Origin of the sequence: Streptomyces sp. NPDC050743, assembly GCF_044456925.1 — a bacterium.
Classification (GTDB): Bacteria; Actinomycetota; Actinomycetes; order Streptomycetales; family Streptomycetaceae; genus Streptomyces.
Window position 1 is genome coordinate 19,913 of the sequence record NZ_JBITGJ010000014.1, and the last position, 25,465, is coordinate 45,377.

Consider the following 25,465-nt stretch of genomic DNA (forward strand, 5'->3'; position numbering starts at 1 on the left):
CCGATGCCCTACCGCTGCGGGCAAACACCTCCCCCCACTTCTGACACCTGGTTGGCCGCACAACCTCACACCTTGGACATGCCCGGAATGCCAGTTATGCGAGCTGTCGGTACGTTCGTCGCAGATCGGTCGTCCGGCCGACGCACAGTAAGAAAGAGAGAAGTGCCCATGCCCCCGCGTGCTTTCGCTGTGGTCGGCGCCGGTATAGGCGCGACCGTCCTTGCAGCCGCCGGCATCACCTATGCCTCGCCCATCGAGTCCAGCCCGGCGTTCCCGGCTGCCCACCGGGCAGCCCAGCCTCTCCACCACCCCGCCCAACCGGCCCTCCACGCCGCCCAGCCCACGCCCCCCGCCGCATCCGCAGCTCCTTCCGCTTCCGCCACGCCTCCTTGGGGCGTCAAGAACGGGGACGGAGGCGGAAACGAGAGCCGTGACGGCGGCGGGCGTGATGGCGGCGGCGGACGCGACGGCGGCGGCGGACGCGACGGCGGCGGTTGGGGCGGCGGACGCGACGGCGGCGGCGGACGCGACGGCGGCGGCGGACGCGACGGCGGCGGTTGGGGCGGCGGACGCGACGGCGGCGGTTGGGGCGGCGGCGGTGGACGCGACGGCGGCGGTTGGCGCGGTGGCGGTCACGGGTGGGGCGGAAGGATCTTCTTCAACGAACGCTCGTACCCCGCCTTCATCGAGGGGTGCATCACCACGGCCAGCGGCCTGGGCGCGCACAGCTTCAGCATCCTCAACGAGAGCAGGAGGACCGTCCAGGTCTTCCGGGGCTTCAACTGCGACGGTGGCCCTCCGATCGCCACCGTGGGACCCCGCAGCGAGACCTTCGGCGTGGTGCCCCACGGCCACGACGGCGGATTCGGTCGCCACGGCGTCGTGGGCAGCTTCCGGGTGGTGTGCGACTACGGCGGCTGGTGGTGACAGGACCACCCGGCGCACGGGAAAGTCCCCGGACCGATCAGGGTCCGGGGACTCACTGCGTGGAGGCCGTCAGCCGGCCGCCTTGGCGACGATGCGCTCCATCTCCTCTCGGCCGAAGGCACGCAGCGTCGTGGAACGGACGTTGCCCACCCCACCGAGCTGCAGGAGCGCCGCGGCGGCGGTTTCGTCGTCGGGCGCCTCGACCACGGCCACGAGGTCGTACAGACCCACGGTCCAGTAGATGCTCAAGAGCTTCGCCCCGAGCTTTTGTACCGCGGAGCCGAAGGTCTCGGCGCGCTTCGCGGTGTCCTTGTAGTTTCGGACCCCTTGATCGGTCCAGCTCAGCAAGGCGACGTACGTCGGCATGTTCTTCCACCTTCATGAGGAGACACATCGCGAGGTCAAGCCTGGACACAACGGGCGGAACCCGCACGAGATACGCACCCGAACGAGCGCGACGAGCGAGCGCAGCCAGAAGTGCGCCAGGTCCCCGCGGGCGGGAACGCGCCGCCGAGTACGCTCCGCGCATGGCTCTTGCGGTGCGCATCCCGGAGTATCTGGAGGACTGCGAGCTGGTGGCGAGCGAGGATCTCGCGGTCGAGCCCGCCTTCTGGCTCGCCCATCTCCTGTTGACCATGGGCGATCCAAGCGAGGATCCGGAACGCTACGGGGTGGACGCGTCGGTCTACGAGGAGATGGTGGAGCGCCTCGGCGACCCCGAAGAGCCCTGGCCCGTCTTGCGCGTGCCCTTCGACGGTGGGCATACCGCTTACGTCGTGTATGCCAATTTCGAGGACGTCAACAACGTCGACTTCTTCGTGCGCCACCCCGAGTGGGGACGGCTCGGCTACCTCGGCCAGTGCGGCGCCGACGACGCCCGCCCCGGACTGTCCTGGGCGGAGCTCGCCGTACTCGCCGAGGCCGCGCAGAACAGCGGTGAGGGTCTGATCGACAGGTCACAGCGCCTGTTGCTCCTGCTTCCGATGCTCGGCGACGCCGAGATGCCCCGTGAAGCGCGCCACACGGTGGCGCAGGCGCTGATCCGCTGTGGCCTCCGCACCGACACAGCGGACGAGTTGGCCACCATCCTGGTCGGCGAGCAGGAGCCCGTTGGCGGATCCCGCTGGACCGTGACGTCTGACAGCCCGATCGCAGTGTGTTCGTCGTACTACAGCCCCCGCCGGGTACCGCTCGCCCTCGGTATCACACCGGGCCAGACCCAGGCCCTCGCGAACGCCCTCAACGGGCGTCGGTGACCTTCAGGGCTGACATCGACGGCGAGAGACGAGCGAACGGGTTCGGCTTCCAACGAGTGAATCCGGGTGTGTGGTGGGTGGCTGCCGGCGTGACAGCGGGAAGTCCTCTGCACACCGGACACGTCACGGGCTGGGAGTACCCCTATGCCGAAGTTCCTCATCCAGGCCACCTACACGCCCGAAGGCACGAAGGGCCTGCTCAAGGAAGGCGGGAGCGGCCGCCGCGCCGCCGTCGACCACGTCGTCGCCGACCTCGGCGGGACGGTGGAAGCCATGTACTACGCCTTCGGGGAGGACGACTTCGTGTGCATCATCGACTTCCCCGACCCGGTCTCCATGGCCGCCGTCAGCCTCCGCGTCAAGGCCAGCGGCGCGCTCCACACCCGGGCCACTCCTCTGCTCACCGTCGACGAGATCGACGAGGCCGCCCGCCGGCAGGTCGCCTTCCGGTCTCCCGGCGAGTAAGGAAGCCACCTCCCGCGGTGCCCGAGGACAGCAAGGCCGGCCGGTCCGGTGTCCCGGCTCAGTCGTCGGAATGCCGGCCGCCGCGGCCTCTGGCCTTCCCGGCGCCGTGATTGCCTGACCATTCGGTGGACCCGTCACCCTCCTCGTCACCGTGTCCATGCGCAGGTGGCGTCGAGTCCGGGGTTTCGCCCGTTGGTGTCGGTGCGGCGGTCGTGGTCGGGCTGGGGGAGGTGGCAGGCGTCGGCGCGGTGTCGTCGGGGCTGAGCGAGGCGCCGAGTGCCGTGGCCGCGGTGAACAGCGTGAGGGCGGCGCCGAAGAGGGCGGCTCTGGAGGCCAGCTTGCGGCGGCCGCGGGGATGGGAGTGCGCGCCGGTGCGGGACTCGGTGGGGTGCGGGAGGGGAGGCGAGGGGATCGCCGGGGGCGGCATGAAGGCGGTGCCCGCGGGACCGGCCGGTCGTGGTGCCCCGTTCTGCGCGGCCAGCCAAGCGGCTGCCTGCGCCGCGGTGGGCCGGTGGGCCGGGTCCTTCGCGAGCATGAGCAGGACGTAGTCGGAGAGCGGCTGCGGTATGCCGGGGCGCAGGCGGTCGGGGGGTGCCGGTGTGGCACTGACGTGCTGCTGGACCACGGCCAGTGACGTGGCTCCGCTGAACGGAGGCCGCCCGGTGAGCAGTTCGTACAGGACGCAGCCGAGGGAGTAGACGTCGGAGGCGGGCTGTGCGGGACGGCCCGCCGCGCGTTCCGGAGCCAGGTAGTCGGCCGTGCCGAGGATCTTGCCTGTGGCGGTCAGGCCGCTGGCGGCCTCTTCGGCGAAGCGTGCGATGCCGAAGTCGGTGATCTTCACCGTGCGGTCGGCGGTCAGCATGACGTTGGCGGGCTTGACGTCCCGGTGGACCACTCCCTGCCGGTGTGCCGCGGCGAGGCCGGCGGCCGCCTGGGCCGTGACGGCCGCCGCCTCGGCCGCCGGCAGTGCGCCGCGCAGGGAGCGTTCCTGGGCCAGGTTCCAGCCGTCGACGAGTTCCAGGACCAGGTGGAGCCGGCCATGGTGCGAGCCGAAGTCGTACATGCCCACGACGTTGGGGTGGTTGAGCCGGGCCGCGATCTGCGCCTCCAGGCGGAATCGCTCGGCGTCCGCCGCCTCCCCGGCGCGCAGGAGCTTGACCGCCACGGGCCGCCCGAGGAGGTGGTCGCGGGCCCGCCACACCTCGCCCATCGCGCCGCGTCCCAGCAGCTCCTGCAGCTCATAGCGGTCCGCCGGCAGACCCTGCACACCCACTCCGATCGGATCGGATCTTCGCGTTGCTCGTAGTCCCCGAGGCCCGATGGTTGTGGTTCGCGGTCATCCGGGTCTCGGTCGCCCGGGTCGACGCGCGCTCCTTCTCGGAACCGGGCGCCTCCCCGAGGGGCTGCGCCTGGGGCAGGCAGGCGACGGGGGAATCGCCTGCCTGCCCCTCATTGCGCGGCCACCCGCTCGGATTCGGGGGCGAGCAGGTGCCGCGGGCCCTTTGGATCCCTGGGGCCCCGGGGGCCTGGGTCCCGGGGTCCTGGGCCCACCCGTACAGCGCACCGGAGTGCCGGGCCGTCACACCCCTGCGGCACGCGCCATCACACGGCTCTCCGAGCCGTGAGAGCGGGAGCAGACCCGGATACGGGGGGGATCCGGGCCTGCCCCTGCACGTCGGCGCCCGCATGCCTCCCCCCGGAGGATGGGCGCCGTGACCCCGCCCGGGGTCACTTCCCACAGCGAACCGCACGCCAGGAGTGTCACGGGGAGACGGAGACGGTTTCGAGACCCACACTTCCATGAAGAGACGCACTGATTTCCTTCATAACCTGGTCATGAATTACGCAAACACCGGCGGCCGGGAACTGCGACGGCACCCGACTCACGCCCCCATTCGGTCCGGAAAAGCGCCCCGGTGACTGCACATTTGGGTAAGTGCCTGCATAGGCGGCCATATTTGGGGCATCGCAGACGGCGGTGTAACGCCGTGGTGCATACGGAACGCAGAAGCAGGAAGAAGCGGGGTGCCGACTCGACTGGATTTCGGTGCCCTGGAGCGAGCGTGCGGACATGGCACTACGTCAGATCGGATTTTCCCGTGAGCAACATCGACCCGGTTCCCGGATACCAGGCATACAACGAGCCCTCGGGGCCGGACCGCGCAGTGCGCCGTCAGGCCACCACACGGCGTACGGCCATCACCATCTGCACGATCGCGGACGCCGCGGCAGCCCTGCTGGGCCTGTGGATCCTGTTGTTCCTGCTCGACGCGAACCGCGCGAATGTGTTCGTCGAATTCGTGCGGGGCACGGCGGACTGGCTGTCCTGGTGGTCACAGGACATTTTCACGATGGACACGGAGGGTCTACGCGTTGTCCTCAATTACGGCCTCCCGGCCGTCATCTATTTGCTGATCGGGCACGGGATCGCTGCCCGGCTCAACCGAGCCTGACAGTGGACCGGCCGCTTTACCGGTCTTTATTGATCATCAGGAAACTGGGCCGACCATGACACACAGCTCCACCGGAAACAATCACACTCCGATCTATGAGGATCTGATACGAGAACGCGGTGACGTCGTCGCCGAAGCTCAACTCGCCGCGCGGCACACGCAGCACCAGGCAGCGGAATTGTTGACCGGGCGCGACGCGGGTCAGCAGGCTCCTCACCGGGATTACGGCACCGGAGCCGCCGCGGCCGGCCGGCCGGAGTGGCGCGGGTCGGCGCCCTAGGCGGACTCGGCGCGGATACGTCCGTGTGCCCCGTCCCCACCCATGGACCAGGCCGTGCCCCAGGCGGGCCGACGGCACGTCGAACCAGGAAGACCGGAAGACCGGAAGACCGCGGATGGATTACTGCTCCACATGCCGTCGGCACCTCAACGGCGCCCTGGTGTGCCCCGGCTGCGGCGCCTGCGCCCCGGACATCGCCCCGCACACCGCCGACGGCCCCCACGGCCGCAGCGGGCCGGCCCCGGCGGTGACGAGCGCCGCACCGGCCACTACGGCTCACCAAGACCCCACGGGCACATGGCACGACATCCTCCACGACAGGCTCCTGGACGGCGAGGCGGAGTCCAGCGCGGCCATGGACCGGGCCCCGCACGCCGCCGCCGAGGTCGAGGACCCGCCGCCGGCGCGGCAGGGACGCGCGGCACGCCGTCGCCGGCCTGTCCGCCGGAGGAGGAACAGGCGCCGGGCGGTGGTCGCGGGCGTGGTCGCACTCCTCGGAGGCGGCCTGACCATCGGCATGGTGGACCGGCACTCCACCGACCGGGCACAGGCGACCGTGGCGCCGGACGACCGGAGGACGGGCGCCGTGCAGGAGCAGACGCCCGAGCGGAACCGGCCGGCCGCCGCACCGGCGACCGCTCGGCACACTCACCGGCCCTCGCACGCCCCTTCCCGGCCGCCGACGGCGACCAACGCACCGCGGCAGCAGTCCCTCACGGCATCGCCCCGTGTGACGCCACCGAGCGCCCGGCCGGGCACCGTGGCTCCTGTCCGCCCGGCCGCGACGCCGACCCCGCGGCCGCGAAGCACCGCCCCGGCCGGCGGCGGCACGGCCCCCGACCGCTCCGGTACGACGGCGCAACGGCGGCCGGCGCCGACGGCAGACGACGGCACGAGGCCGGGCACGTCCCGGACCGGCCCCTCACGGGTGCCGACATCGCCGACGGAGGTCTGTCTGATCGGGTTGTGCCTCGGCTGACCACGCCAACACCCGTGAGGGGCGGTCCTGTTACTCGCATCGCCCACTGAAGGCCGTACCAATAACCGATTATTTGGGCAGCCGCTCCGACGTGTCGTACGCTCCGGGGCGTTGCTCGGCCGGCGGGAGACGGATCGATCGTGCGAAACGAAGGGCGTGTTCAGCCCCTGTCGGCCGATGATCTCGCGCTGAGCGCGGCAGTCGCACGGGCCCAGGACGGTGACGAGGCGGCGTTCTCGGTGCTGTACCGAGCGGTCCAGCCCGGCCTGCACGGTTACCTGGGCGGGCTCCTGGGTGAAGGTGCCGAGGACATCGCCGCCGCCGTATGGCGGGAGATCGCCCGCGAGTTGCCGCGGTTTCGTGGCGACGGACGCGGATTCCGCGGCTGGACGGCGAGCATCGCCCGGCGCCACGCGCGCGGCCACCTCCGGCGTCACGCCACGCCAGCCCGCCCGGCCGGCACCAACGCACCCCCAGACTCCACCCACCACCTCCCGTCCGAAGCCGTGCTGTCCGCCCCGACGGCGCGGGCCCTGGTCGCCTGGCTGCCCCGCGCCCAGGCCGAGGCGGTCCTGCTTCGCCATGTCGTACGGCTCGACGAACCGGCGGTCGCCCGCGTCATGGGCAGGCCCGTCGTGGTCGTACGGGTCCTGGCCCGGCGTGGTCTGAGGGGCCTCGCCCGGCTGCTGGACACCACCGAGGTGACACGCGATGTCGCGCCGACGCCGGGGGAACCGCGATGAGCACTCGACGAAACGGAGACGAACGGTTGAGCGGCGAGGCCCACCGGCCCGAGGACGCCCCACGCCTCGGCCCCACCACCGAACGCGACGTCCCGTCCGGTCTGGACGACCTCGCCGAGCGGATCGGTGAGGCGCTGCGTCGGCAGCCCGTGGACGACCGTGCGGAACAGGCCGCCCTTGCCGCCTTCCGCAGCGCCCGCACGGCGAACGACGAGGCCGTACGTACCCGGCGCCGGGACGACTGGCGGCCGAGGACGCGAACGCGGCGTTGGGCGCGCGGCGGCGCCCTCGCCCTCGCGGCCGGCACCCTGCTCGGCGGTGTCGCCGTCGCCTCCATCGGCGTGGTCGACGGCGCACGGCACCACCGCGCTCCCGAGGCCGGCACCAGCCACAGCACGCACCGGCCGGCCACATCCACCCCTGGCGACCAGGGCCCTGCCTCCAGCGGATCCGGGACGGCACCCACCGCCTTGCCCTCACGCCCCGCCACCGCAAAGGACATCGAGGCGCACTGCCGTGCCTACGAGAAGATCAAGGGCCGGGGCCATGCCCTGGACGCCACGGCATGGCAGCGCCTCGTCCACGCCGCGGGCGGTGAACGACAGGTCCCGGGATACTGCGCCCAGTTGACCGGGTCGGCGCACGACGCGCCCCCGGCGCCGGCCAGGACGGACAAGGCCCAGAAGACCGGCGGGACGAAGAACGCCGGCAAGGCGGGGAAGGGCCAGGGCAGGCCGAGCGCCGAGGCCAGGCCGTCCAAGGGGCCCGGGTCCTCCGGCAACCGGCCATGACCGGCCCATAGGTCCCGCCGCACAACGAACGGAGTTCCTCCGGACTTCCACCCGGCTGGGCTCACGACTTCACACCCCCGGACATATCCGGAATGCCGGTCATAAGAGCTGTCGGTACGTTCAACGAAGGTCGGTCGTCCGGGCCGACGTCCGCGAGACAGAGAGAAGTGACATGGCCCCGCGTACTTTTGCTGCGATCGGCGCCGGAGTAGGCGCGACCGTCCTCGCAGCCGCCGGCATCACCTACGCCTCGACCGCCGAGTCCACCCCGGCGTCCCCGCCTGTCCACCGGGCGGCCCGTGCCGCCCACCCGGCGGCCCATCCTGCCCACCCGGCGGCCCAGACCGTCCGGCGAGCTGCTCCTGCCGCGGCTTCCTCGAACGACACGAAAGCGAGCGGACAGACGACCGAAGGCCGCGGCGGGAACGGAGGCCGCGACGGCGGCGGACGCGGCCCCGGACCCGGCCCCGGTCGTGGCGGCGGGGACCACGGGAGGATCTACTTCAACGAACGCACGTACCCCGCCGTCGCCGAGGGCTGCATCACCGCGGCCAGTGGACTGGGCGCGAACAGCTTCAGCGTGTTCAACGACAGCCGGAAGACCATCGAGATCTTCCGGGGCTTCAACTGTGACAACGGCGCTCCGGTCGCCGTCGTGGGTCCCCACGGCGAGACCAGCGGCGTGGTGACCCGTACCTTCGACGGGGGCCCGTTCAGCGGGGGCTTGTTCAGCGGGGGCTTGTTCAATTTCGGTGACGACGGCGTCGTGGGCAGCTTCCGGGTGGTCTGCGACGACGACGGGTGGTGGTGACAGCTCCGCCCGGTGCGCCCGCGGACCGAGACCTCTCAACGGATTCTTGACGCACTCATGACGCGGGGGCCCGCATCCATCCCGCCACCGCCGGTGTCCTTCCCGGTGTCCGTGCCGTTGCGAGGAATGGAGTGCCATGGAAGGCACCGTGGTGGCGGTCGTCGTGGTGGCGCTGGTGGCGCTGCTCGTGCTGAAGAGCGGTATGCGGGTGGTCAACCAGGTGGAACGCGGGGTCGTGTTCCGGTGGGGCAAGGCCCTGCCGGAGCACCGGTCGCCCGGCGTCACCTTCCTGATCCCCTTCGCCGACCGAATGCGCAAGGTGAACGTGCAGGTCGTGACCATGCCGGTGCCCACCCAGGAGGGCATCACCAGGGACAACGTGTCGGTGAAGGTCGACGCCGTCGTCTACTTCCGGGTGACCGACCCGGTGCGCGCGGCCATCGAGGTCCAGGACTACGTCTTCGCCGTCGGTCAGGTCGCCCAGTCCTCGCTGCGGTCCATCATCGGCAAGAGCGATCTGGACGACCTGCTGAGTGACCGGGAGCGGCTGCACGAAGGGCTGGCCCTGATGATCGACAGCCCGGCCGCCGGGTGGGGGATCCACATCGACCGGGTCGAGATCAAGGACGTACAGCTGCCCGAGTCGCTGAAGCGGTCCATGTCCCGGCAGGCCGAGGCCGAACGGGAGCGGCGGGCCCGGGTCATCACCGCCGACGGCGAGTTCCAGGCCGCACAGCAGCTCGCCAACGCCTCCCGGATCATGGCCGACACACCGGAGGCCATGCAGCTGCGGCTCCTCCAGACGGTCGTCGAGGTCGCCGCCGAGAAGAACTCGACCCTCGTGATGCCGTTCCCGGTCGAGCTGCTGCGCTACTTCGACCGGGCCGTGCAGAAGATCGACGCCGACCTCAGCGTGCCTCGGCAGCAGCAGGCTCCCGCCCCGGCTCCGCAGAGCGCCGAGCAGCCGTAGCGAGCGCCAGCGTCACCCCCACCGAGCCCGCCGCCATCACCGTCATCCCGGCGGCGGGCGAGGTGAGTTGGGCCACCGCGCCGGCCAGCGCGGCGCTCACCCCCTGCATGGTCAGCATGCCGGACGAGTGCAGCCCCAGGGCCTGACCGGCCAGCTCCCCCGGGGTCAGGTCCATCAGCCGCTCCTGCTGGACGAGACTCGCGCCGAAGCCGACGGAGGCGACCGTCACGCACACCGCCGCCACCGGCAGCGGCGGGTGCGCGCAGAACACCAGGTACGGCGTCGCCAGCAACAGCAACAGGGGCGTGGCCAGGCGGCGCCGTACCGCCGGCGGCAGCAGCCGGCCCACCGTCACATCGCCGGCGAACATGCCGAACGCCCCGCAGGCGAACAGGGTGCCGGCGGCGTGCGGCGCGTACGACACGTACAGGGACTCGCAGCCGACGACCAGGCCGTTGGGCAGCCACAGGCCCAGGTAGGTGAGGCGGCGCGGCCGGGACGACCACAGCAGGGCGTTGGTGCGCCAGGTGGCCGCAGGGGAGGCACGCCCCGCCGTCCTCGGCGGCCGGGCGGTCAGGCCGAGCCGCAGGGCCAGCGCGGCCAGCAGGTACAGCGCCGCGGACAGCAGCAGGCAGACGCGCGGGGAGAGCAGCTCGAGCAGGGCGCCGCCGGTGGCGAAACCGGCGATCTGCATCAGCCCGCTCATCATGTTGAACAGCGAACGCCCCGGCAGATAGCCGTCCTTGGTGAGGATCTCGTTCAGCAGGCCCCAGCGGACACCGCCGCCGAGGGAGGCCACGAGGCCCAGCACCAGGACGACGCCGAAGACCGCGCCGACCGGCAGCCCGGGCGCCGCCTGCGCCGCCGTTCCGGCCGCGAAGGCCAGCGCGATCACGGACAGCGCCGTACGCGGGGGCAGCCGGTCGGCGCCGGACAGCAGGAAGGTCGCGCCCAGCACCTGGGCCAGCGACGGGCCGAACATGCTCACCGCCGACAGCAGCGGCGAGCCGGTGGCCCGGTACACGAGCGTGCCCAGGGCCAGCCCGCCGACGGTCTGCGCGGCGGTCTGCGCGGCCGAGCCGAGGAAGAGCGGGGTGAACTCCGGGGTGCGCAGCAGGGATCGGTAGCTGGACATGCCGGGGAGTCTCGGCCGGTCGCGGATGCGCCCGTTATTGTTTCGCCGCAGCGCGAAAGGTCGTACGGCCGTAGGGGGGTGCCGGGGTGGGCCTGTGGCAGCTCAACGCGGACACGCTCGCCCGCAGCCGGTTCGTCGTCTCGCCGCTCGCCGAGACCTTCGCCTGCCTGAAGCTGCTGCACGTGAGGGACGCCGCGCATCCCGGTGAGCAGGAGTGGCTGCGCGCCCATCTGCCCGCCTACCGCGCCCGGCTGGCGGCGGACCCGGTGACGGCAGGGCTGGTACGGGCCGGGCTCGGGCGGGACTGGATCGCCGACTTCCTCACCCCGGCGCCCCGCGGTGGGGAGGCGTTCGCGGACGAGGTCGCCCGGGTCCGATCGACGGCGCCGGACGCGGCCCGCGCCCATCTGCGCACCGCGCTCGCCGGGCCGCTTCCCGCCGGGCTGGACCGGGACGACCTGCCCGAGCGGGCGGCCGTCCTGCTGGAGTGGGTGTGGGAGGCGGCCGTAGGGCCGTCCTGGGAGCGGCGCAGGCGGGTGCTGGAGGCGGACGTGGTCGCGCGGACCGCGCAGGTGAGCCGGGGCGGCTGGGTGAGCGTGCTGGACGCGCTGCGGCCCGGACGCACCCGCTGGCTCGGCGAGAACCGGCTCCAGATCAATCTGCACGAGTACCCGCCCCGCGAGATCTCCGGGGCCGAGCTGGTGTTCGTGCCGGTGACCGTGCAGCGGGCGGGCTGGGTGGCCTGGGACGACGGGGTGCGCTACGCGGCGGTCTACCCCTGCGCCGGTGCCCTGGCCGACGCCGGTGTCAGACCCGTCCCGTCCGCTCTGGGCGCGCTCCTCGGCACCGCCCGGGCCGAGGTCCTCCTCCTGCTCGCCTCGCCCATGAGCACCACCCAGCTGACGGCGGTGACGGGGCAGGGACTGGGCTCGGTGGGGCGCCATCTGAAGGTGCTCAGGGAGGCGGGGCTGGTGGAGCGGAGGAGGGCCGGGCGGTCGGTGCTGTACGGGCGGACACCGGTCGGGGATCTCCTGGTGGAGGCGCCCCGAGGGGCGCGGGGCCGCATCTGAGGTGCGGCCACCGCCGCGTGGGCGCGGCCGGCCGCGACGAGGCCGCGGACGGACCGGCGGCCCGCCATGGCGACTCCTCGGGCGTCTAGGCTCACCCCATGACCAACGTGCTGAATGTCGACATCGACGCCCTCACCGGCGGCCCCGCGGACCTCCCCCAGTACGCCGGGAAGGCCGTCCTCATCGTCAACGTGGCCTCCAAGTGCGGCCTCACCCCCCAGTACACGGGCCTGGAGAAGCTCCAGGAGCGCTACGCCGACCGCGGTTTCACCGTGCTCGGCGTGCCCTGCAACCAGTTCCTCGGCCAGGAGCCCGGCAGCGCCGAGGAGATCGCGGAGTTCTGCTCGGCGACGTACGGCGTGACCTTCCCGCTCACCGAGAAGGTCGAGGTGAACGGCGAGGGCCGGCACCCGCTGTACGAGCGTCTGGTGGACGTCGCCGACGCCGAGGGGCACAGCGGCGACATCCGCTGGAACTTCGAGAAGTTCCTGATCGGGCGGGACGGCACGGTCGTCGCCCGGTTCTCGCCGCAGACCGAGCCGGAGTCGGACGCGATCGTGACGGCCATCGAGGCCCAGCTCGGCTGAGCACGGCTTGACCTTGCCCCTGGGGCAGGGCCGAGCGTCCCTGTCACCGGGCGGCGGATCCGCCCGGTGACGGAGGATGACACGGTGGACGACGACCAGCTCACCGACGACCTGCTCACCATCGGCGCGTTCGCCGCGCGGGCCCGGCTGTCGGCCAAGGCGCTGCGCCTGTACGACCGCCTCGGCCTGCTGACGCCCGCGCACGTCGACGAGACGACCGGCTACCGCCACTACCGCGCCGAGCAGGCCGAACGCGCCCGTCTCGTGGCCCTGCTGCGGCAGCTGGACATGCCGCTGGCCCGGATCGCCGAGGTGCTCGGCGCCGAGGGTCCCGAGGCCGCCGACCGGCTCGCCGCCTACTGGGCGGACGTGGAGGCCCGGGTCGCCGGGCAGCGGACGCTCGCCGAGTACCTCCGTGGACGGCTGTCCGGGAGGAGCACCGAGATGTACGAGAAGTTCGTGATCGAGACCGTGGACGTGCCGACGCAGGTGGTGATCACCGAGTCGCGGCACACGCTGGCGGACGAGCTGCCGACGTGGATCGGCGCGTCGCTGGGCCGGCTGGAGGCGGCGGCGCGGGAGTGCGGGGGCATGACGGGCGCGCCGTTCGTGGTCTACCACTCCGAGGTGTCGATGGAGAGCGACGGCCCGGCGGAGTCCTGTGTGCCGGTGGCCGACGAGGCGGCGGCCCGGGCGTGGGCCGCCGGGCGGGGGCGGGCCTGGGAGACGGCGGTACGGGTGGAGCCGGCGGCCCGGCTGGCCTACACGCGGATCACCAAGGCGCAGGTGGCGCATCCGCAGATCCTGGCCGCCTTCGAGGCCGTGGAGCAGTGGATGGCGGGCGAGGGGCTGGAGATGGCCGGTCCGTGCCGTGAGATCTACTGGGCGGACTGGGACGCGTCGGGTCCCGAGGACCCGGTGTGCGACGTGGCGTTCCCGGTGAGGCGAGCCACACGGACGACCTGACCGTGTCCCGGCCAGAAGGTGCCCTCTCGGCAAGGACGGCGACTGGTCGAGAGGGCTCTTCTGGTGGTGCTTGTGAAGTTGTCTTCCTCGGGGGGTCTTTACTGACGAAGGTCAGGGAGGACCCCCTAGGCCTTGACCGAGGTCACGAAGGCGTTCCACGCGTCGGCCGGGAAGGCGAGGATCGGGCCCTCGGGGACCTTGGAGTCACGGACGGCGAGTTCGGCGTCGGCGGGCGACTTGACCTCGACGCAGGCGCCGTTGCCCGCGGAATAGGAGGACTTCATCCACGTCTCCGAAGCGCCCTGAATCAGTGCCATGTCCACTCCTGTTGCGAGTTGCGATAGTGCGGTTCACGCCAACCTCGTCGACTGATTGGCGTGATCGACGCTACCGGGCAACTGCCCCTGCGGGAGTGGTCGTTCACTCAACTGGATGGCATATTCCAGAGGAGCCTTCCTCTGGAGCGGACCGACGGTGTACGATCCGGCGCCCTGTGTGACAGCAGTTCATTCCGCGTACTGCTTGGCCACCTTTGCAATGAACTGCCGGGATTGCTCCACATTGAGCGACTGTGCCCGCAGATGCTCGTACATCACGGCGTACTTCTGCACGTCCTGGGCCTTCTCCAGGTACAGGTCGCTGGTGACGCCCTCCAGGTACACCACGCTGGAGTCGGCCGCGTCGGCGAACTCCAGGATCGCGTACTGGCCGTTGAGCCCCGGATGCGCGCCCACCTCGAACGGCAGCACCTGCACGGTGACGTGCGGCAGCTGGGACATCTCGATCAGATGGTCCAGCTGCTCCCGCATCACCAGCCTGCTGCCCACGACGCGCTTCAGCGCCGCCTCGTCGAGCACCACCCACAGCCGGAGCGTGTTGGCCTCGGCGGTGATACGTTCCTGTCGGCGCATGCGCACCTGCACACGCTTCTCGATCTCGGCGGTCGACGTCTCCGGCAGCGCGCCCTGCACCAGGGCCTCCGCGTAGGCGCGGGTCTGCAACAGGCCGGTCACCAGCTGGGGTTCGTACACCCGCAGCGACTCGGCGTCGGTCTCCAGACCGATGTACACGCTGTACGGGATGTCCCCGAAGGTGTGCCACCAGCCCTGCTGCCGGGAGTCGCGGGCCATCTCCATCAACGAGTCGACGATCCGCTGGTCCTCGACCTCGTACACCCCGCACAGGTCACGCACGTCGCGCTGGCTGATGCTCCGCCGGCCGTTCTCCAGCCGGCTGATCTTCGACTGCGACACGAGCAGACGCTCGGCCACTTCCTCGGCCGTCATGCCTTTGAGCTCCCGGAGCCTGCGCAGCTCCTGGCCCAGCCGGCGCCGCCTGACGGTGGGATTGACATTGGACGCCACGGGACGTGCACCTCCGGCTGCCTGCCTGTTGTTTAACACTTTCCGTATCTGCTGCTGAGCAGACTGCCACCAAGGTGCTTTCTACCGCTGGGAAATGGTGGATATGCGGCGCGTACGCGTCAGTTCGCCACGGCTCGCCACCCGATGGTGCGCCCGGACGCAGTCGAGCGGGACGGTGAGACCCCGGGGAAGGATCTCACCGTCCCGCTCCGACCAGCGGCTCCCGAACCGGTCTGGGCGAGCCGGCGTTACGGCTCGGAACCGGGGCTACGGCTCAGTGGGCCACGGCGCGTGCCATGGATCCGCGGTGCGGCTGCATCGGAACCCCCCGAGCGGGTTCCGCCGCGGACCTTGCGCCGGCCGCGCCCTGCCGCCCGGTGGCGGCCGTTGCCCGGCGGGGCTGCGCGGCAGCCCCGTTCTGCACGTCCATCACGGCATGCGCGACAAGACCGCCCATCGGGTCGTGCCGGATCAGATCCCGCAGCCGGGAGCGGGACGAGCGTCCCTCGTTCCCCGGATACAGGTGCTTGCCGAGTCCGACGGCGTGCGCCAGGGCGGCGAGCGCCGCGGTCCGCGGGTCCGGCGGTACGCCGGTGCGGATCGCGGAGTCCAGCCGGGCCCTGATCTCCCGGCTGATCTCGTTGTCCGTCGCCTGATAGCGAGTCGTCGGCAGCACCCCGCACATCTGGCCGGCCACGGCGTGCACCATGCCGCACCGCTCCAGATGCGAGAGATACGTCTGACGGAGCCCCAGCCGGGGCCCGCCGATCCAATGGACGGCACGCACGGGAGCGCCACGCCTTCGCAGCAACTCCAACGCGCAGTCCAGAGTCGGATCTCCTGTCGGCCGTGGCACCACCACGGCGATACGATCCCCGTCTGGGGCTATCCGTCCGGCCAGCGCCAGCTCCACTAGCTGTGCTCCGGCCAGACCGAGGTCGAGCGACTGCGGCTGCGCAGTGGTACCCGTGGTCGGGTCCAGTGCCAGCAACAGAAGCTCCTCCGGAAGTGTTCTGCGGCTCCTGCCCATCCATGCCTCCCCGCGTGGATGAATGACAGGGTGACCCCTCTCACATTGGTCTGTCGAGGGTGCGTGACCGGTTCGTGAGGGAACCGGTAGGTATGTCGTTCTCGTCTACCGCAGGGGCCAAGCCCTCACACAGGACACTGGTACATGGTTCGGACAGGGCGCGCGCGTAGGCGTGCGGCGCATGAGGAGGCATCGGTGGCGGGCGAGTCCCCCGACAGGTCGAAGCAGCGCGAGTCGTCGGCAGAACGGACGTCGGGGAGCGAGGGCCCGGTTCCCGAGGCACGCGATCCACGCCTCGCCGTCTCGCGGGAAAAGGATTCCGTGCCCGGCGGCGTGGACACCGCGACGAAGATCCTGTCGGTCCGCGACGCGAAGCCCCGCGCCACGCAAGCCTCGCCGGAGGACACCGCCCTCCGCGAGGCGGTCTCGGCCTGGGTCCGCGGCGCCGCCCCCGCAACTGACGAGCCGGCGCCCACGGATGGGCCGGAGGCCGAGGAGACCGGGGCCACGGACGCCGACGCGAAGACGAACACGGCTACGGAGCCGGACGCTGACGCGGCCTCCGACACGCAGACGGAGAGCAAGACGGACGCGGAGGCCGACCAGAAGGCCGACGAGCAGACAGACACAGAGGCGAGCTCGGAGGCCGAGGCTGACGCGGAGACCGAGGCCAAGGCCGACGCTGAGGCTGACGGTGACGCCAGGGCCGACGCGGAGGCTGACGCGGACGCTGACGGTGACGGCGAGGTCGGCGCGGAGGCTGACGCGGACGCTGACGGTGACGGCGAGGTCGGCGCGGAGGCTGACGCGGACGCTGACGGTGACGCCGAGGTCGGCGCGGAGGCTGACGCGGACGCTGACGGTGACGCCGAGGTCGGCGCGGAGGCTGACGGTGACGCCGAGGTCGGCGCGGACGGCGATGCGAAGGCAAAGGCCGAAGGCGAAGCCGAGGCGCCGGAGGCCGAGGACGGACCCGAGGACGCCGACGACGAGGACGCCCCACAGGGGCCACCCGCGGCCGACGAAGAGAGCCGCACGGGTGGTGCGGGTGGGAACGACACGGACGCCGAAGGCGAAGCCGAGGCGAGCGACGCACCGACCCCCACGCCGGAGGCGGACGCCGAAGGCGAAGCCGAGGCGAGCGACGCACCGACCCCCACGCCGGAGGCGGACGCCGTCGACCAGCCCACCGCCGTCTTCAAGGCCGTCGCCCCCAAGCCGCAGGTCGATCAGCCCACGACCATGCTCAAGCTGGGCGGCAAGCCCAAGTCCCCGGAGCGCGACTCCGAGCGCACCAGCAAATTCGTCGCGCTCAAGAACGACATGGCACCGGCCGCCAAGCCGGCTGCCAAGCCGGACGCCACCACCCCCGTCCCCCGGGTCGGCCCCGAGCGCACCACACAGCAGCCCCTCCCCCCGAAGCCCCCGCTGGACCTCCTGGCGGAGCTGACGAACACGCCTCCGCCCCCGGAGACCGCGGTCCGCACGATCGTGCGCCGGGTCAAGATCTGGACCCCCCTGGTCCTGCTCCTGGCGATCGTCTTCGCGGTCGTACAGACCCTCCGCCCGCTCCCCGACCCCACCCTCGACCTCACCGCGAAGGACACCTACACCTTCGGCGGCGGCAAGGCCGACATCCCGTGGCCGGCCAGGGGTGAGGCCGCGCTCGACGTCCAGGGCATCGGCACGTTCGGCAACTCCGGCGACCAGAAGCCCGTACCGATCGCGAGCGTCGCGAAGGTGATGACGGCGTACCTCATCCTGCGCGACCACCCGCTCAAGAGCGGTCAGGACGGCCCGAAGATCAAGATCGACAAGGCCGCCGAGGACCAGTCGGACGCGGGCCAGGAGTCCACCGTCCGCGTCACGGCGGGTGACCGGATCTCCGAGCGCGAGGCCCTGGAGGCCATCCTCCTGCCCTCCGCCAACAACGTGGCCCGGCTGCTCGCCCGCTGGGACTCCGGTTCGGAGCAGGCGTTCACGAAGAAGATGAACGCCGCCGCCAAGGGCCTCGGCATGGCCGACACCCAGTACACCGACCCCTCGGGCCTGACCGCCTCCACGGTCAGCACGGCGGTGGACCAGGTGAAGCTGGCCCGGGCGGCGATGCAGCAGCCCGTCTTCCGCGAGGTCGCGGCGATGATGTCGTACGACGACTACAAGGGCGTCAACCACTCCAACTACAACCGCCTGGTCGGCCACAACAACGTCGTCGGCATCAAAACCGGCACCACGCCCGCCGCCCTCGGCAACCTCGTCTTCGCGGCGAAGCAGCAGGTCGGCGGCGAGACGCGGACGATCATCGGTGCCGTGCTGCGCCAGCCCGCCGGCGGTTTCGACAACACGATCATCAGCGGGGTCCTGGACGCGGGCGACAAGCTGATCCGGTCCGCTCAGGGCGCCCTGAAGTCGGTGACGATCCTGAAGAAGGGCGATGTCGTCGGGTACGTCGACGACGGCCTGGGCGGTCGTACCCCGATCGTGGCGACCAAGGACGTCACGGCGGCCGGCTGGGCGGGGCTGAAGGTGAAGCTGTCGTTCACCTCCGGCAAGGTGCCGCACACCGCGAAGGCCGGCACCGAGGTCGGCTCGCTCACCGTGGGTGACGGTTCGGCCGGTGCCGTCAAGGTGCCGGTGGCCCTGCAGAAGGATCTGGCGGCGCCCGGCTTCGGCGCCAAGCTGACCCGTCTGGGCTGACCTCCGGCAGTCCTCCGGGCCGCTCGCACCACCGTTCCGCCCGCCCGCGCACCCCGCCGACGACGCCCCACCCGGGGGCCTCGCGGCGGGGTGCGTGCTAGCGTCGCGAATCGGGGCAGGTCGCCGATCACGGGACACGGCCGCGAACTGGACGGGAAGCGGCCGGGAACAGCGTGGAACACGGCCGAGAACAGAAGACGGGACACGGGGAGTGCCTTCAGGTGGCCACAGCGGAGCCGACACGCGCCGACGACGCCGATCCGGGCCCGGGATCCGGCCCGCGAATACGCGTGTCCACGACTGACCCGGAGGGCCGCACCGGCCACCCGGCCGGCCCTACCGACAGTGATCGTCCCGACCGCCCCGGCGGTCGCCCGGACGAGCCCGCCGCACCCCCGAACCGGCTCGCGCGTCTCCTCACCGCCGCCGAACCCCTGCGGCAGCGGCTGCTCACGCACCCCGTGCTGTCCATAACGACCCTCGCGGGCCTCCTGCACATCGTCTGGTTCTTCACGTTCGCGAACAGCGGTGGCGATCTCGCGGCGCAGGACGCCTGGGCGGAGTTCGTCGGCCGGCACCCGGACTCGGCGTACAACCTGGCCTGGTACGGCGGCATGCACCCGGTGTCGTACAGCGTGGTGTCGCCGTATCTGATGGCCGTGCTCGGTGTCCGTACGACGATGATGATCGCCGGGACCGTGTCGGCGGGCCTGCTGACGCTGGTCCTGATCCGCAGCCGGGCGGTGAAGAACCCGCTGTGGGCGTCGCTCGCCGGGGTGGTCGCGCTGCTGTGCAACGCGATCTCGGGCCGGGTGACCTTCGGGCTCGGCACGATGTTCGCGCTCGGCGCGGTCGCGGCCGTCTTCTGCTGGCCGTACCGGTGGCGGTACAAACGCTGGGCGAAGGCGGCGGTGGCCGCCCCGCTGGCCGGGCTCTCCACGATGGCCTCGCCCGTCTCGGGCCTGTTCGTCGGGCTCGTCGCGGTCGCGCTGTTCCTGCAGAAGCGGCGGCCCGGCGCCTGGGCGCTGGGGCTCGCCCCGACGGTGGTGGTCGCCGCCTCGTACTTCCTCTTCCCGTTCTCCGGCACCCAGCCGATGACGATCGGCTCGGTGATCCTGCCCCTGCTGTACGGCCTGCTGTGCCTGTTCCTTGCCCCCAAGCAGTGGGTGACGGTCCGGCTGACGGCCGCCGTCTACAGCGTCGGCGTGGTCCTGGTGTGGCTGATCAACTCGCAGATCGGGTCGAACATCTCCCGGCTGCCGATGCTGTTCGCGGGTGCGGCCCTGGTGGCCGCGCTGCCGTTCACGGTGCCGAAGTCCCGCAAGTGGTACGCGACCGTGCTGGCGCTCCTGGGCTTCGCCGGCTGGATCGGCTTCAAGTCGGTGGACGACATCGTCCACACGACCCCGGCCGCGTCCTGGGCCCGGGAGCTCGCCCCGCTCGTGCACCAGCTGCAGAAGGCCGGTGCCGAGAAGGGCCGCGTCGAGGTGGTCCCGGCCCGCTCGCACCGGGAGGCGTCCGCGCTCGCGCCGTACGTCAACCTGGCGCGCGGCTGGAACCGGCAGGCCGACATGGAGCGCAACCCGCTCTTCTACGACGACACCCTCAACTCGGCGAACTACCACGAGTGGCTGCAGCGCTGGGCCGTCCACTTCGTCGTCCTGCCGAAGGACAACCCGGACGGCGACGGCGGCGAGCGCGAGCGGGAACTGCTGCGGCGCGGGATGCCGTACCTCAGGCAGGTCTGGGGCGACGCCAACTGGCAGTTGTTCCGGGTCACCGACCCGACGCCGCTCGCCGAGCCCGACGCGGTGGTGGACCGCGCCGAGCAGGGTGAGATGACGCTTCAGGTGCGCAAGGCCGGGCGGATCCTGATCAGGATCCCCTACTCGCCGTGGCTGAGCATCGTCGACGAGGACGGCAAGAGCCTGAAGCCGCCGCAGGTGGTCTCCTCCGGTCCGCCGAAGAGGTACCGGAACGTCAACGGGTGCCTGACCCAGACGCCTCAGGACGCGAACGGCGACAAGTGGACGATGCTGATCGCTCCGCGGGCCGGCACGTACCGGTTGGCCGCGCCGTACCAGCTGCCGCGCGGCACCCCCTGCCCGGACGAGCTCAAGTAGGGCCGCGCAGCTCGGACACGTAGGTGTCCGTCCCCGGCACCGTCGGGATGAACGGCGCCACCAGCTCCACCCGACCCAGCCCCGAGCCGGAGACATCCGTGTCCAGCCCGGTGAAGCCGCCCTCCCAGCACTCCCTCGGATCCGCCCCCAGGAACCACAGCAGGGTCAGTCGGGTGTCCACGCCCTCGACCTGCTTGACGTAGGTCATGCGGTCTCCCGGCAGGGGGGTCGGCCGGAAGACCGTGACCAAGGCCGCCGGGGAGTCGGCGAGGCGGCGGGGCAGGTGCCGGGTGCGCAGCCACTCCAGCAGTTCGGACCGCTGCTGCGGCGAGTCGCTGTCGATCACCTCCAGCACCAGCCCGGCGTAGGGGTGGTCGAGGGCGTGGACGTCACGCGGACCGGCCGCGCCGTCGCGGTAGACCGTCGTCTCGTGGTCCTGGAAGGCCGTGAAGACGTGGGTGCGGTCGTGGTGGACGCGGGCGTCGCGGTTCAGACGCTTGTTGATGGCAACGGTCCACTTCATGTGGTCGTCGTAGCGGCCGTCGGTGATCCAGTAGGTGGAGAGGTAGCAGCCGGCCGTGACGGGCCGGGCGACGGCCGACTTCTCGGGGTACCGCAGGAGCTGCAGGTCCCGGGTCGCGACCCAGCGGCGGCCCGCGTACATCCAGGGCATGGCCATCGCGCCGGCGTAGTAGTGGTCGTCCTCGTACCAGCGGTTGTAGGCGTACTCGTGGCCGGGGTGCGGCTCGACCATGGTGATCAGGGCGTGGCCGGGCCGGACGCCGTACGGTCCTACGGCGGCGAGCTCGGCGTACAGCTCGCTGCGGGTCTCGTCGCTCATACGGTTCCCCTTTCCTGCCGTGGCCCATACTCTGACGCTCCATCAGATAAAGCGCCATACCGCGGGAGGTACCGATGTCCCTGCTCGCAGGCAGGACAGTGGTCGTATCGGGAGTGGGCGCCGGGCTCGGGCACCAGGTCGCCGCGGCCGTCGTACGGGACGGCGGGAACGCGGTGCTCGGGGCGCGCACCGAGGCGAACCTCGCCAAGAGCGCGGCGGAGATCGATCCGGACGGCACGCGTACGGCGTACCGGGCGACCGACATCACCGACGAGGACCAGTGCGCGGCGCTGGCGGAGCTGGCGCGGGAGCGGTTCGGCGGCATCGACGCCGTGGTCCATGTCGCGGCCTGGGACTCGTACTTCGGCGGGCTGGAGGACGCGGACTTCGCGACCTGGCGGTCGGTCGTCGACGTGAACCTGCTGGGCACCCTGCGGATGACGCGGGCCTGCCTGCCGGCGCTGAAGGCGGGTGGCGGCGGTTCCGTGGTCTTCGTCGGGACGCAGTCGGCCGTCGCCGCGCCCTCGCAGGTGAAGCAGGCGGCCTACGCCGCATCCAAGGGGGCGCTGACCAGCGCGATGTACTCGCTGGCGCGGGAACTCGGGCCGTACCGGGTCCGGGTCAACACCGTGCTGCCGGGCTGGATGTGGGGCCCGCCGGTGCAGGCGTACGTCGCGTACACCGCGCAGACGGAAGGGGTGCCGGAGGCGGAGGTCCTGGCCCGGCTGACGGAGCGGATGGCACTGCCGGACCTCGCGACGGACGGGGACGTGGCGGACGCGGCGGTGTTCCTGTCCTCGGACCGGGCGCGGGCCATCACCGGGCAGTCGCTGCTGGTCAACGCGGGGGAGTGGATGCGTTGAGGCAACTCGGGCCGCCATCCGGGATGTTCATGTGGATGAACGCGAATCATCAAGTCGAACATTTTTACTTTGACTTGACCTTACTCTTGCTTGTCGCGTTCATGTGACCGCACCCACGATCGAGCACATGAACAGTCTCGACTGGGCCGTACTCATCGGCTACTTCGGTGTGATGGTCGCGATCGGCGTCTGGTCGCACAAGCGCGTGGACAACGTTTCCGACTTCTTCACGGCCGGCGGCAAGATGCCCTGGTGGCTGTCCGGCATCTCGCACCACATGTCGGGCTACAGCGCGGTCATGTTCACCGGGTACGCGGGCATCGCCTACACCTACGGCGTCACCTCCTTCGTCACCTGGTCCTTCCCCATCGCGCTCGGCATCGCCATCGGGTCGAAGCTGTTCGCGCCCCGCATCAACCGACTGCGCTCCCGGCTCCATGTGGCCTCCCCGCTGGAGTACCTGAAGAACCGCTACAACCTGTCCACCCAGCAGGCGCTCGCCTGGTCCGGCATGCTGCTGAAGATCGTGGACGTGGGCGCCAAGTGGGCGGCGATCGCCACCTTGTTGTCGGTGTTCACCGGGGTCACCCTGCACCAGGGCATCCTCATCACCGGTGCGATCACGGCCGTGTACTGCACGATCGGCGGCCTGTGGGCGGACGCGCTGACCGAACTCGGCCAGTTCGTCATCCAGTTGCTCGCCGGCGTCTCGATGTTCGTGGCCGTCGTGCTGAAGCTGAACGACAAGCACATCGGCTTCTTCGACGCCTGGAACCAGCCGGCGCTGCACGGCCACGGCAAGCCGCTGGTCGGCCCCTACGGCACGGTGTTCCTCCTCGCCTTCCTGTTCATCAAGCTCTTCGAGTACAACGGCGGCATGCTCAACCAGGCGCAGCGGTACATGGCGACGGGCAGCGCCTACGAGGCCGAGCGGTCGGCCCGGCTGTCCTCCGTGCTGTGGCTGATCTGGCCGGTGGTGCTGTTCTTCCCGATGTGGATGTCCCCGCTCCTGGTCCACGCGCAGAAGCCGGACGGCTCCGACTCCTACGGCCTGATGACCGAACAGCTGCTGCCGCACGGCCTGTTGGGCCTGGTCATCGTCGGTTTCTTCTCCCACACGATGGCCATGTGCTCCTCGGACGCGAACGCGATCGCGGCGGTGTTCACCCGTGACGTGGCCCCGGTGCTCTCCTCCCGGGCCCGGGGCTGGGGCGAGCGCTCCGGCCTGGTCGCGGCCCGCGTGACGACCCTGGTCTTCCTCGGCCTGTCCATGGCGGTGGCCACCCAGGTCAACTCCCCCACGTTCAAGGACATCATCACGGTCGTCATCAAGTGGGTCGCCGGTCTGATGGGCCCGATCGCGATCCCGATGATGCTGGGCTTGCTCCGGGCGTTCCGCCGCTCCGGCCCGACGGCGGCGCTCACCAGTTGGGCGGCGGGTCTGCTGGCGTTCTGGCTGGTGAACTACCCCATCAACTGGAACGTCTCCGGCGGAGTCCCGCTCCAGTACCAGGTCTCGGTCCCGCTGGCGGTGTCCCTGGTGCTGTACATCGTCATCGGGTACGTGAAGCCCGAGGAGACGCCCGAGCGCCTCGCCATCATCGAGAAGCTCAACACCGACGGGGACTCGGTGGCGGCGGTGCCGGTTCCCGCGGGTGCCGGGGACGATGTGGTGGGAGCGCCGTAGGGGCCGGCCACCTGAGGGCGCAGCCGACGACGGCGTCCGGGCTTTCCGGCGGGAATACGCCACCGCAGGAAAGCCCGGACGCCATCGCCGGCTCCCGTCCGGCCGGACATCGGGCCGTAATCCCACCGCCTGCCGCGGAATCCGCCGAGCACACTCACGAACGCTCCTTCGGCCGGCGGCAATAGCGAACCGCGACCGGAGTACTACTCCTTGTCGTCCGACGTCCTGTCCGAGCCGCCTTCCGAGGCGGCTTCCGGGTCGTCATCCGCGGGGCCGGGCGGGCCGTCGTCCGGGAGCAGCCCCCGCCGTCCGACGATCAGTCCGGCCTGGAAGCGGCTGCTCGCGTCGATCTCGTCCATCAGTTCCGTGATGTAACGCCGGCACGTTCTGGTGGCCATTCCCAGACGCCGGGCGATGACATCATCCTTCAGCCCCGCAGCCATGAGCCGCAGAATGTTCGTGCGCAACTCTTCGGCGGTTTCCTGGTATTCGACACGATCCGCATCGAATACCTGGGCCGACTGCCAGATATTCTCGAACGTCCGATACATGAAATTGACAAGAGTGGGTTCGGACACAATGGCGGCCCCCGGCGCCTGCCGTCCCCGCCGTTCCTGGGAGACGACCGCGATCCGGCCGTCGAAAAAGAAAACCCTCTCGAACGGCTCGCCCGTCGTCCGCACCTCGGCCCCTTCCGCCACGACCTGCCGCACGAAGGCGCGCGTGGCGAGGCTGGCCCTGGCCGTGTGCTGGTAGAGCGTCCGCATGGTGACGCCACGGGCCAGCATCTCCAGCGTGGGGGTGAGCACCCGGCGCACCGACTCCGAGCTGCGTCCGCCGCCCGGCTGCACGGTGACCGTCTCGCGCTCGCAGGTGTGCATCAGCATGCTCACCTCGCGCTTCACGTCGGCGGGATCGTCCAGCACCCGGATCTGCTGGTCACATCTGCTGGAACGGGTGCCCTCCCGGTAGAGGGGCACCAGCGCGCGCAGTTCGCCGTGGATGTGGGCGAGACGTTCCTGCGCCTCGTTGATGGACCGCTCCACGGGGGAGCGCAGCTCCATCTCGGCGATCAGCGGGTCCACCGGCACCGGCGGGCCGTCGTCCGTACCCGGTGCGAGCAGCCGCAGCTCCAGCAGGAGCTCCCTGATCTCCGCGGCGGCCCGCTCGTCGACACCGAGGTCTCTTGATATGTCGGCATCCCGGAACATTCCGTTCCGGAGAGCGCACTCGTATCCGGATACGGCGAGCCCTGTCAGCAGTGGTCGATTTCCCACGCAATCCCCACCCGTTTGTCCGATTTTGTCGGAATCCCCTTGTAGCCAAAAAAGATTAGGACACCGTCCGGCGCAACACAACAAGCCCCTTGGCTGCCAGAGTCGTCGCAGCGCCGGCAAAGGACGTCGGAGCGACTATCAGGGGGGCAG

25 protein-coding genes are annotated in these 25,465 nt (G+C 71.0%); 16 read left to right on the forward strand and 9 right to left on the reverse strand.

Annotated features, from left to right (window positions below):
* Positions 1–168 precede the first annotated feature (168 nt).
* Entirely contained in the window at positions 169–927 is a 759-nt protein-coding gene (locus tag ACIBJF_RS16640) for a hypothetical protein (protein WP_399174413.1), read from the forward strand.
* 69 nt (positions 928–996) lie between these two features.
* Here the strand turns inward: ACIBJF_RS16640 and ACIBJF_RS16645 are convergent, their stop codons facing one another.
* On the reverse strand, positions 997–1,293 hold the full coding sequence (locus ACIBJF_RS16645) for a GYD domain-containing protein (protein WP_351805721.1): 297 nt from the start codon (positions 1,291–1,293) through the stop codon (positions 997–999).
* A 161-nt stretch (positions 1,294–1,454) separates the two neighbouring features.
* Here ACIBJF_RS16645 and ACIBJF_RS16650 point away from each other — a divergent pair, with 161 nt between their 5' ends.
* Positions 1,455–2,183: a hypothetical protein gene (locus ACIBJF_RS16650; protein ID WP_399174414.1), complete on the forward strand. Its 729-nt coding sequence runs from the start codon at positions 1,455–1,457 to the stop codon at positions 2,181–2,183.
* 144 nt (positions 2,184–2,327) lie between these two features.
* Positions 2,328–2,648 carry a GYD domain-containing protein gene (locus ACIBJF_RS16655; RefSeq protein WP_351805717.1) on the forward strand — a complete coding sequence of 107 codons (321 nt, stop codon included), beginning with the start codon at positions 2,328–2,330 and terminating at the stop codon, positions 2,646–2,648.
* 58 nt (positions 2,649–2,706) lie between these two features.
* On the opposite strand, the gene ACIBJF_RS16660 is transcribed toward ACIBJF_RS16655, so the two are convergent.
* The gene (locus tag ACIBJF_RS16660; protein ID WP_399174415.1) at positions 2,707–3,915 is read right to left on the reverse strand and encodes a serine/threonine-protein kinase; all 1,209 of its coding nucleotides are present in this window, start codon (positions 3,913–3,915) and stop codon (positions 2,707–2,709) included.
* A gap of 832 nt (positions 3,916–4,747) precedes the next feature.
* On the opposite strand from ACIBJF_RS16660, the gene ACIBJF_RS16665 reads away from it, so the two are divergent.
* Positions 4,748–5,101, forward strand: a complete 354-nt coding sequence (locus ACIBJF_RS16665) for a hypothetical protein (protein ID WP_399174416.1) — start codon at positions 4,748–4,750, stop codon at positions 5,099–5,101.
* 16 nt (positions 5,102–5,117) lie between these two features.
* Here ACIBJF_RS16665 and ACIBJF_RS16670 read toward each other — a convergent pair whose 3' ends face one another.
* Entirely contained in the window at positions 5,118–5,318 is a 201-nt protein-coding gene (locus tag ACIBJF_RS16670) for a hypothetical protein (RefSeq protein WP_399174417.1), read from the reverse strand.
* Positions 5,319–5,496: 178 nt separating this feature from the next.
* Here ACIBJF_RS16670 and ACIBJF_RS16675 point away from each other — a divergent pair, with 178 nt between their 5' ends.
* From ACIBJF_RS16675 to ACIBJF_RS16695, 5 genes are all read left to right on the forward strand, one after another.
* On the forward strand, positions 5,497–6,360 hold the full coding sequence (locus ACIBJF_RS16675; RefSeq protein WP_399174418.1) for a hypothetical protein: 864 nt from the start codon (positions 5,497–5,499) through the stop codon (positions 6,358–6,360).
* A 140-nt stretch (positions 6,361–6,500) separates the two neighbouring features.
* The gene (locus ACIBJF_RS16680) at positions 6,501–7,103 is read left to right on the forward strand and encodes an RNA polymerase sigma factor (protein WP_399174419.1); all 603 of its coding nucleotides are present in this window, start codon (positions 6,501–6,503) and stop codon (positions 7,101–7,103) included.
* A complete protein-coding gene (locus ACIBJF_RS16685; protein ID WP_399174420.1) occupies positions 7,100–7,894 on the forward strand; it encodes a hypothetical protein in 795 nt (264 codons plus the stop codon). The genes ACIBJF_RS16680 and ACIBJF_RS16685 overlap by 4 nt, the downstream gene beginning before the upstream one ends.
* 172 nt (positions 7,895–8,066) lie before the next feature.
* Positions 8,067–8,705 (forward strand): hypothetical protein, encoded by a 639-nt coding sequence (locus ACIBJF_RS16690; protein ID WP_399174421.1) that lies wholly within the window; start codon positions 8,067–8,069, stop codon positions 8,703–8,705.
* Between the two features lie 136 nt (positions 8,706–8,841).
* Positions 8,842–9,675: a slipin family protein gene (locus ACIBJF_RS16695; RefSeq protein ID WP_399174422.1), complete on the forward strand. Its 834-nt coding sequence runs from the start codon at positions 8,842–8,844 to the stop codon at positions 9,673–9,675.
* Here the strand turns inward: ACIBJF_RS16695 and ACIBJF_RS16700 are convergent.
* Complete coding sequence (locus ACIBJF_RS16700; RefSeq protein WP_399174423.1) at positions 9,614–10,810, reverse strand: MFS transporter; 1,197 nt, start codon at positions 10,808–10,810, stop codon at positions 9,614–9,616. The two genes, ACIBJF_RS16695 and ACIBJF_RS16700, sit on opposite strands and share 62 nt — an antisense overlap.
* A gap of 86 nt (positions 10,811–10,896) precedes the next feature.
* Here ACIBJF_RS16700 and ACIBJF_RS16705 point away from each other — a divergent pair, with 86 nt between their 5' ends.
* From ACIBJF_RS16705 to ACIBJF_RS16715, 3 genes are all read left to right on the forward strand, one after another.
* On the forward strand, positions 10,897–11,880 hold the full coding sequence (locus ACIBJF_RS16705; protein ID WP_399174424.1) for a helix-turn-helix domain-containing protein: 984 nt from the start codon (positions 10,897–10,899) through the stop codon (positions 11,878–11,880).
* A 98-nt stretch (positions 11,881–11,978) separates the two neighbouring features.
* Positions 11,979–12,467 (forward strand): glutathione peroxidase, encoded by a 489-nt coding sequence (locus ACIBJF_RS16710; RefSeq protein WP_351805705.1) that lies wholly within the window; start codon positions 11,979–11,981, stop codon positions 12,465–12,467.
* Between the two features lie 66 nt (positions 12,468–12,533).
* Positions 12,534–13,433, forward strand: coding sequence for a MerR family transcriptional regulator (locus tag ACIBJF_RS16715; protein ID WP_399174425.1), 900 nt, complete (start codon positions 12,534–12,536; stop codon positions 13,431–13,433).
* A 125-nt stretch (positions 13,434–13,558) separates the two neighbouring features.
* On the opposite strand, the gene ACIBJF_RS16720 is transcribed toward ACIBJF_RS16715, so the two are convergent.
* From ACIBJF_RS16720 to ACIBJF_RS16730, 3 genes are all read right to left on the reverse strand, one after another.
* Positions 13,559–13,750: a DUF397 domain-containing protein gene (locus tag ACIBJF_RS16720; protein ID WP_228623227.1), complete on the reverse strand. Its 192-nt coding sequence runs from the start codon at positions 13,748–13,750 to the stop codon at positions 13,559–13,561.
* A 189-nt stretch (positions 13,751–13,939) separates the two neighbouring features.
* Entirely contained in the window at positions 13,940–14,797 is an 858-nt protein-coding gene (locus tag ACIBJF_RS16725) for a helix-turn-helix domain-containing protein (protein ID WP_399174426.1), read from the reverse strand.
* Between the two features lie 274 nt (positions 14,798–15,071).
* A complete protein-coding gene (locus ACIBJF_RS16730) occupies positions 15,072–15,827 on the reverse strand; it encodes a GPP34 family phosphoprotein (RefSeq protein WP_351805697.1) in 756 nt (251 codons plus the stop codon).
* Positions 15,828–16,022: 195 nt separating this feature from the next.
* Between ACIBJF_RS16730 and ACIBJF_RS16735 the strand changes: the two genes are divergently transcribed.
* Complete coding sequence (locus tag ACIBJF_RS16735; RefSeq protein WP_399174427.1) at positions 16,023–18,524, forward strand: D-alanyl-D-alanine carboxypeptidase; 2,502 nt, start codon at positions 16,023–16,025, stop codon at positions 18,522–18,524.
* Positions 18,525–18,745: 221 nt separating this feature from the next.
* The gene (locus ACIBJF_RS16740) at positions 18,746–20,647 is read left to right on the forward strand and encodes an MFS transporter (RefSeq protein ID WP_399174428.1); all 1,902 of its coding nucleotides are present in this window, start codon (positions 18,746–18,748) and stop codon (positions 20,645–20,647) included.
* On the opposite strand, the gene ACIBJF_RS16745 is transcribed toward ACIBJF_RS16740, so the two are convergent.
* Complete coding sequence (locus tag ACIBJF_RS16745) at positions 20,640–21,488, reverse strand: hypothetical protein (RefSeq protein ID WP_399174429.1); 849 nt, start codon at positions 21,486–21,488, stop codon at positions 20,640–20,642. The genes ACIBJF_RS16740 and ACIBJF_RS16745 overlap by 8 nt on opposite strands.
* 74 nt (positions 21,489–21,562) lie before the next feature.
* Here ACIBJF_RS16745 and ACIBJF_RS16750 point away from each other — a divergent pair, with 74 nt between their 5' ends.
* On the forward strand, positions 21,563–22,351 hold the full coding sequence (locus ACIBJF_RS16750; protein ID WP_399174430.1) for an SDR family oxidoreductase: 789 nt from the start codon (positions 21,563–21,565) through the stop codon (positions 22,349–22,351).
* A gap of 127 nt (positions 22,352–22,478) precedes the next feature.
* Positions 22,479–24,038, forward strand: coding sequence for a sodium:solute symporter family protein (locus ACIBJF_RS16755; RefSeq protein ID WP_399174431.1), 1,560 nt, complete (start codon positions 22,479–22,481; stop codon positions 24,036–24,038).
* Between the two features lie 203 nt (positions 24,039–24,241).
* Here ACIBJF_RS16755 and ACIBJF_RS16760 read toward each other — a convergent pair whose 3' ends face one another.
* Positions 24,242–25,249, reverse strand: a complete 1,008-nt coding sequence (locus tag ACIBJF_RS16760) for a hypothetical protein (protein ID WP_399174432.1) — start codon at positions 25,247–25,249, stop codon at positions 24,242–24,244.
* Between the last annotated feature and the right edge of the window lie 216 nt (positions 25,250–25,465).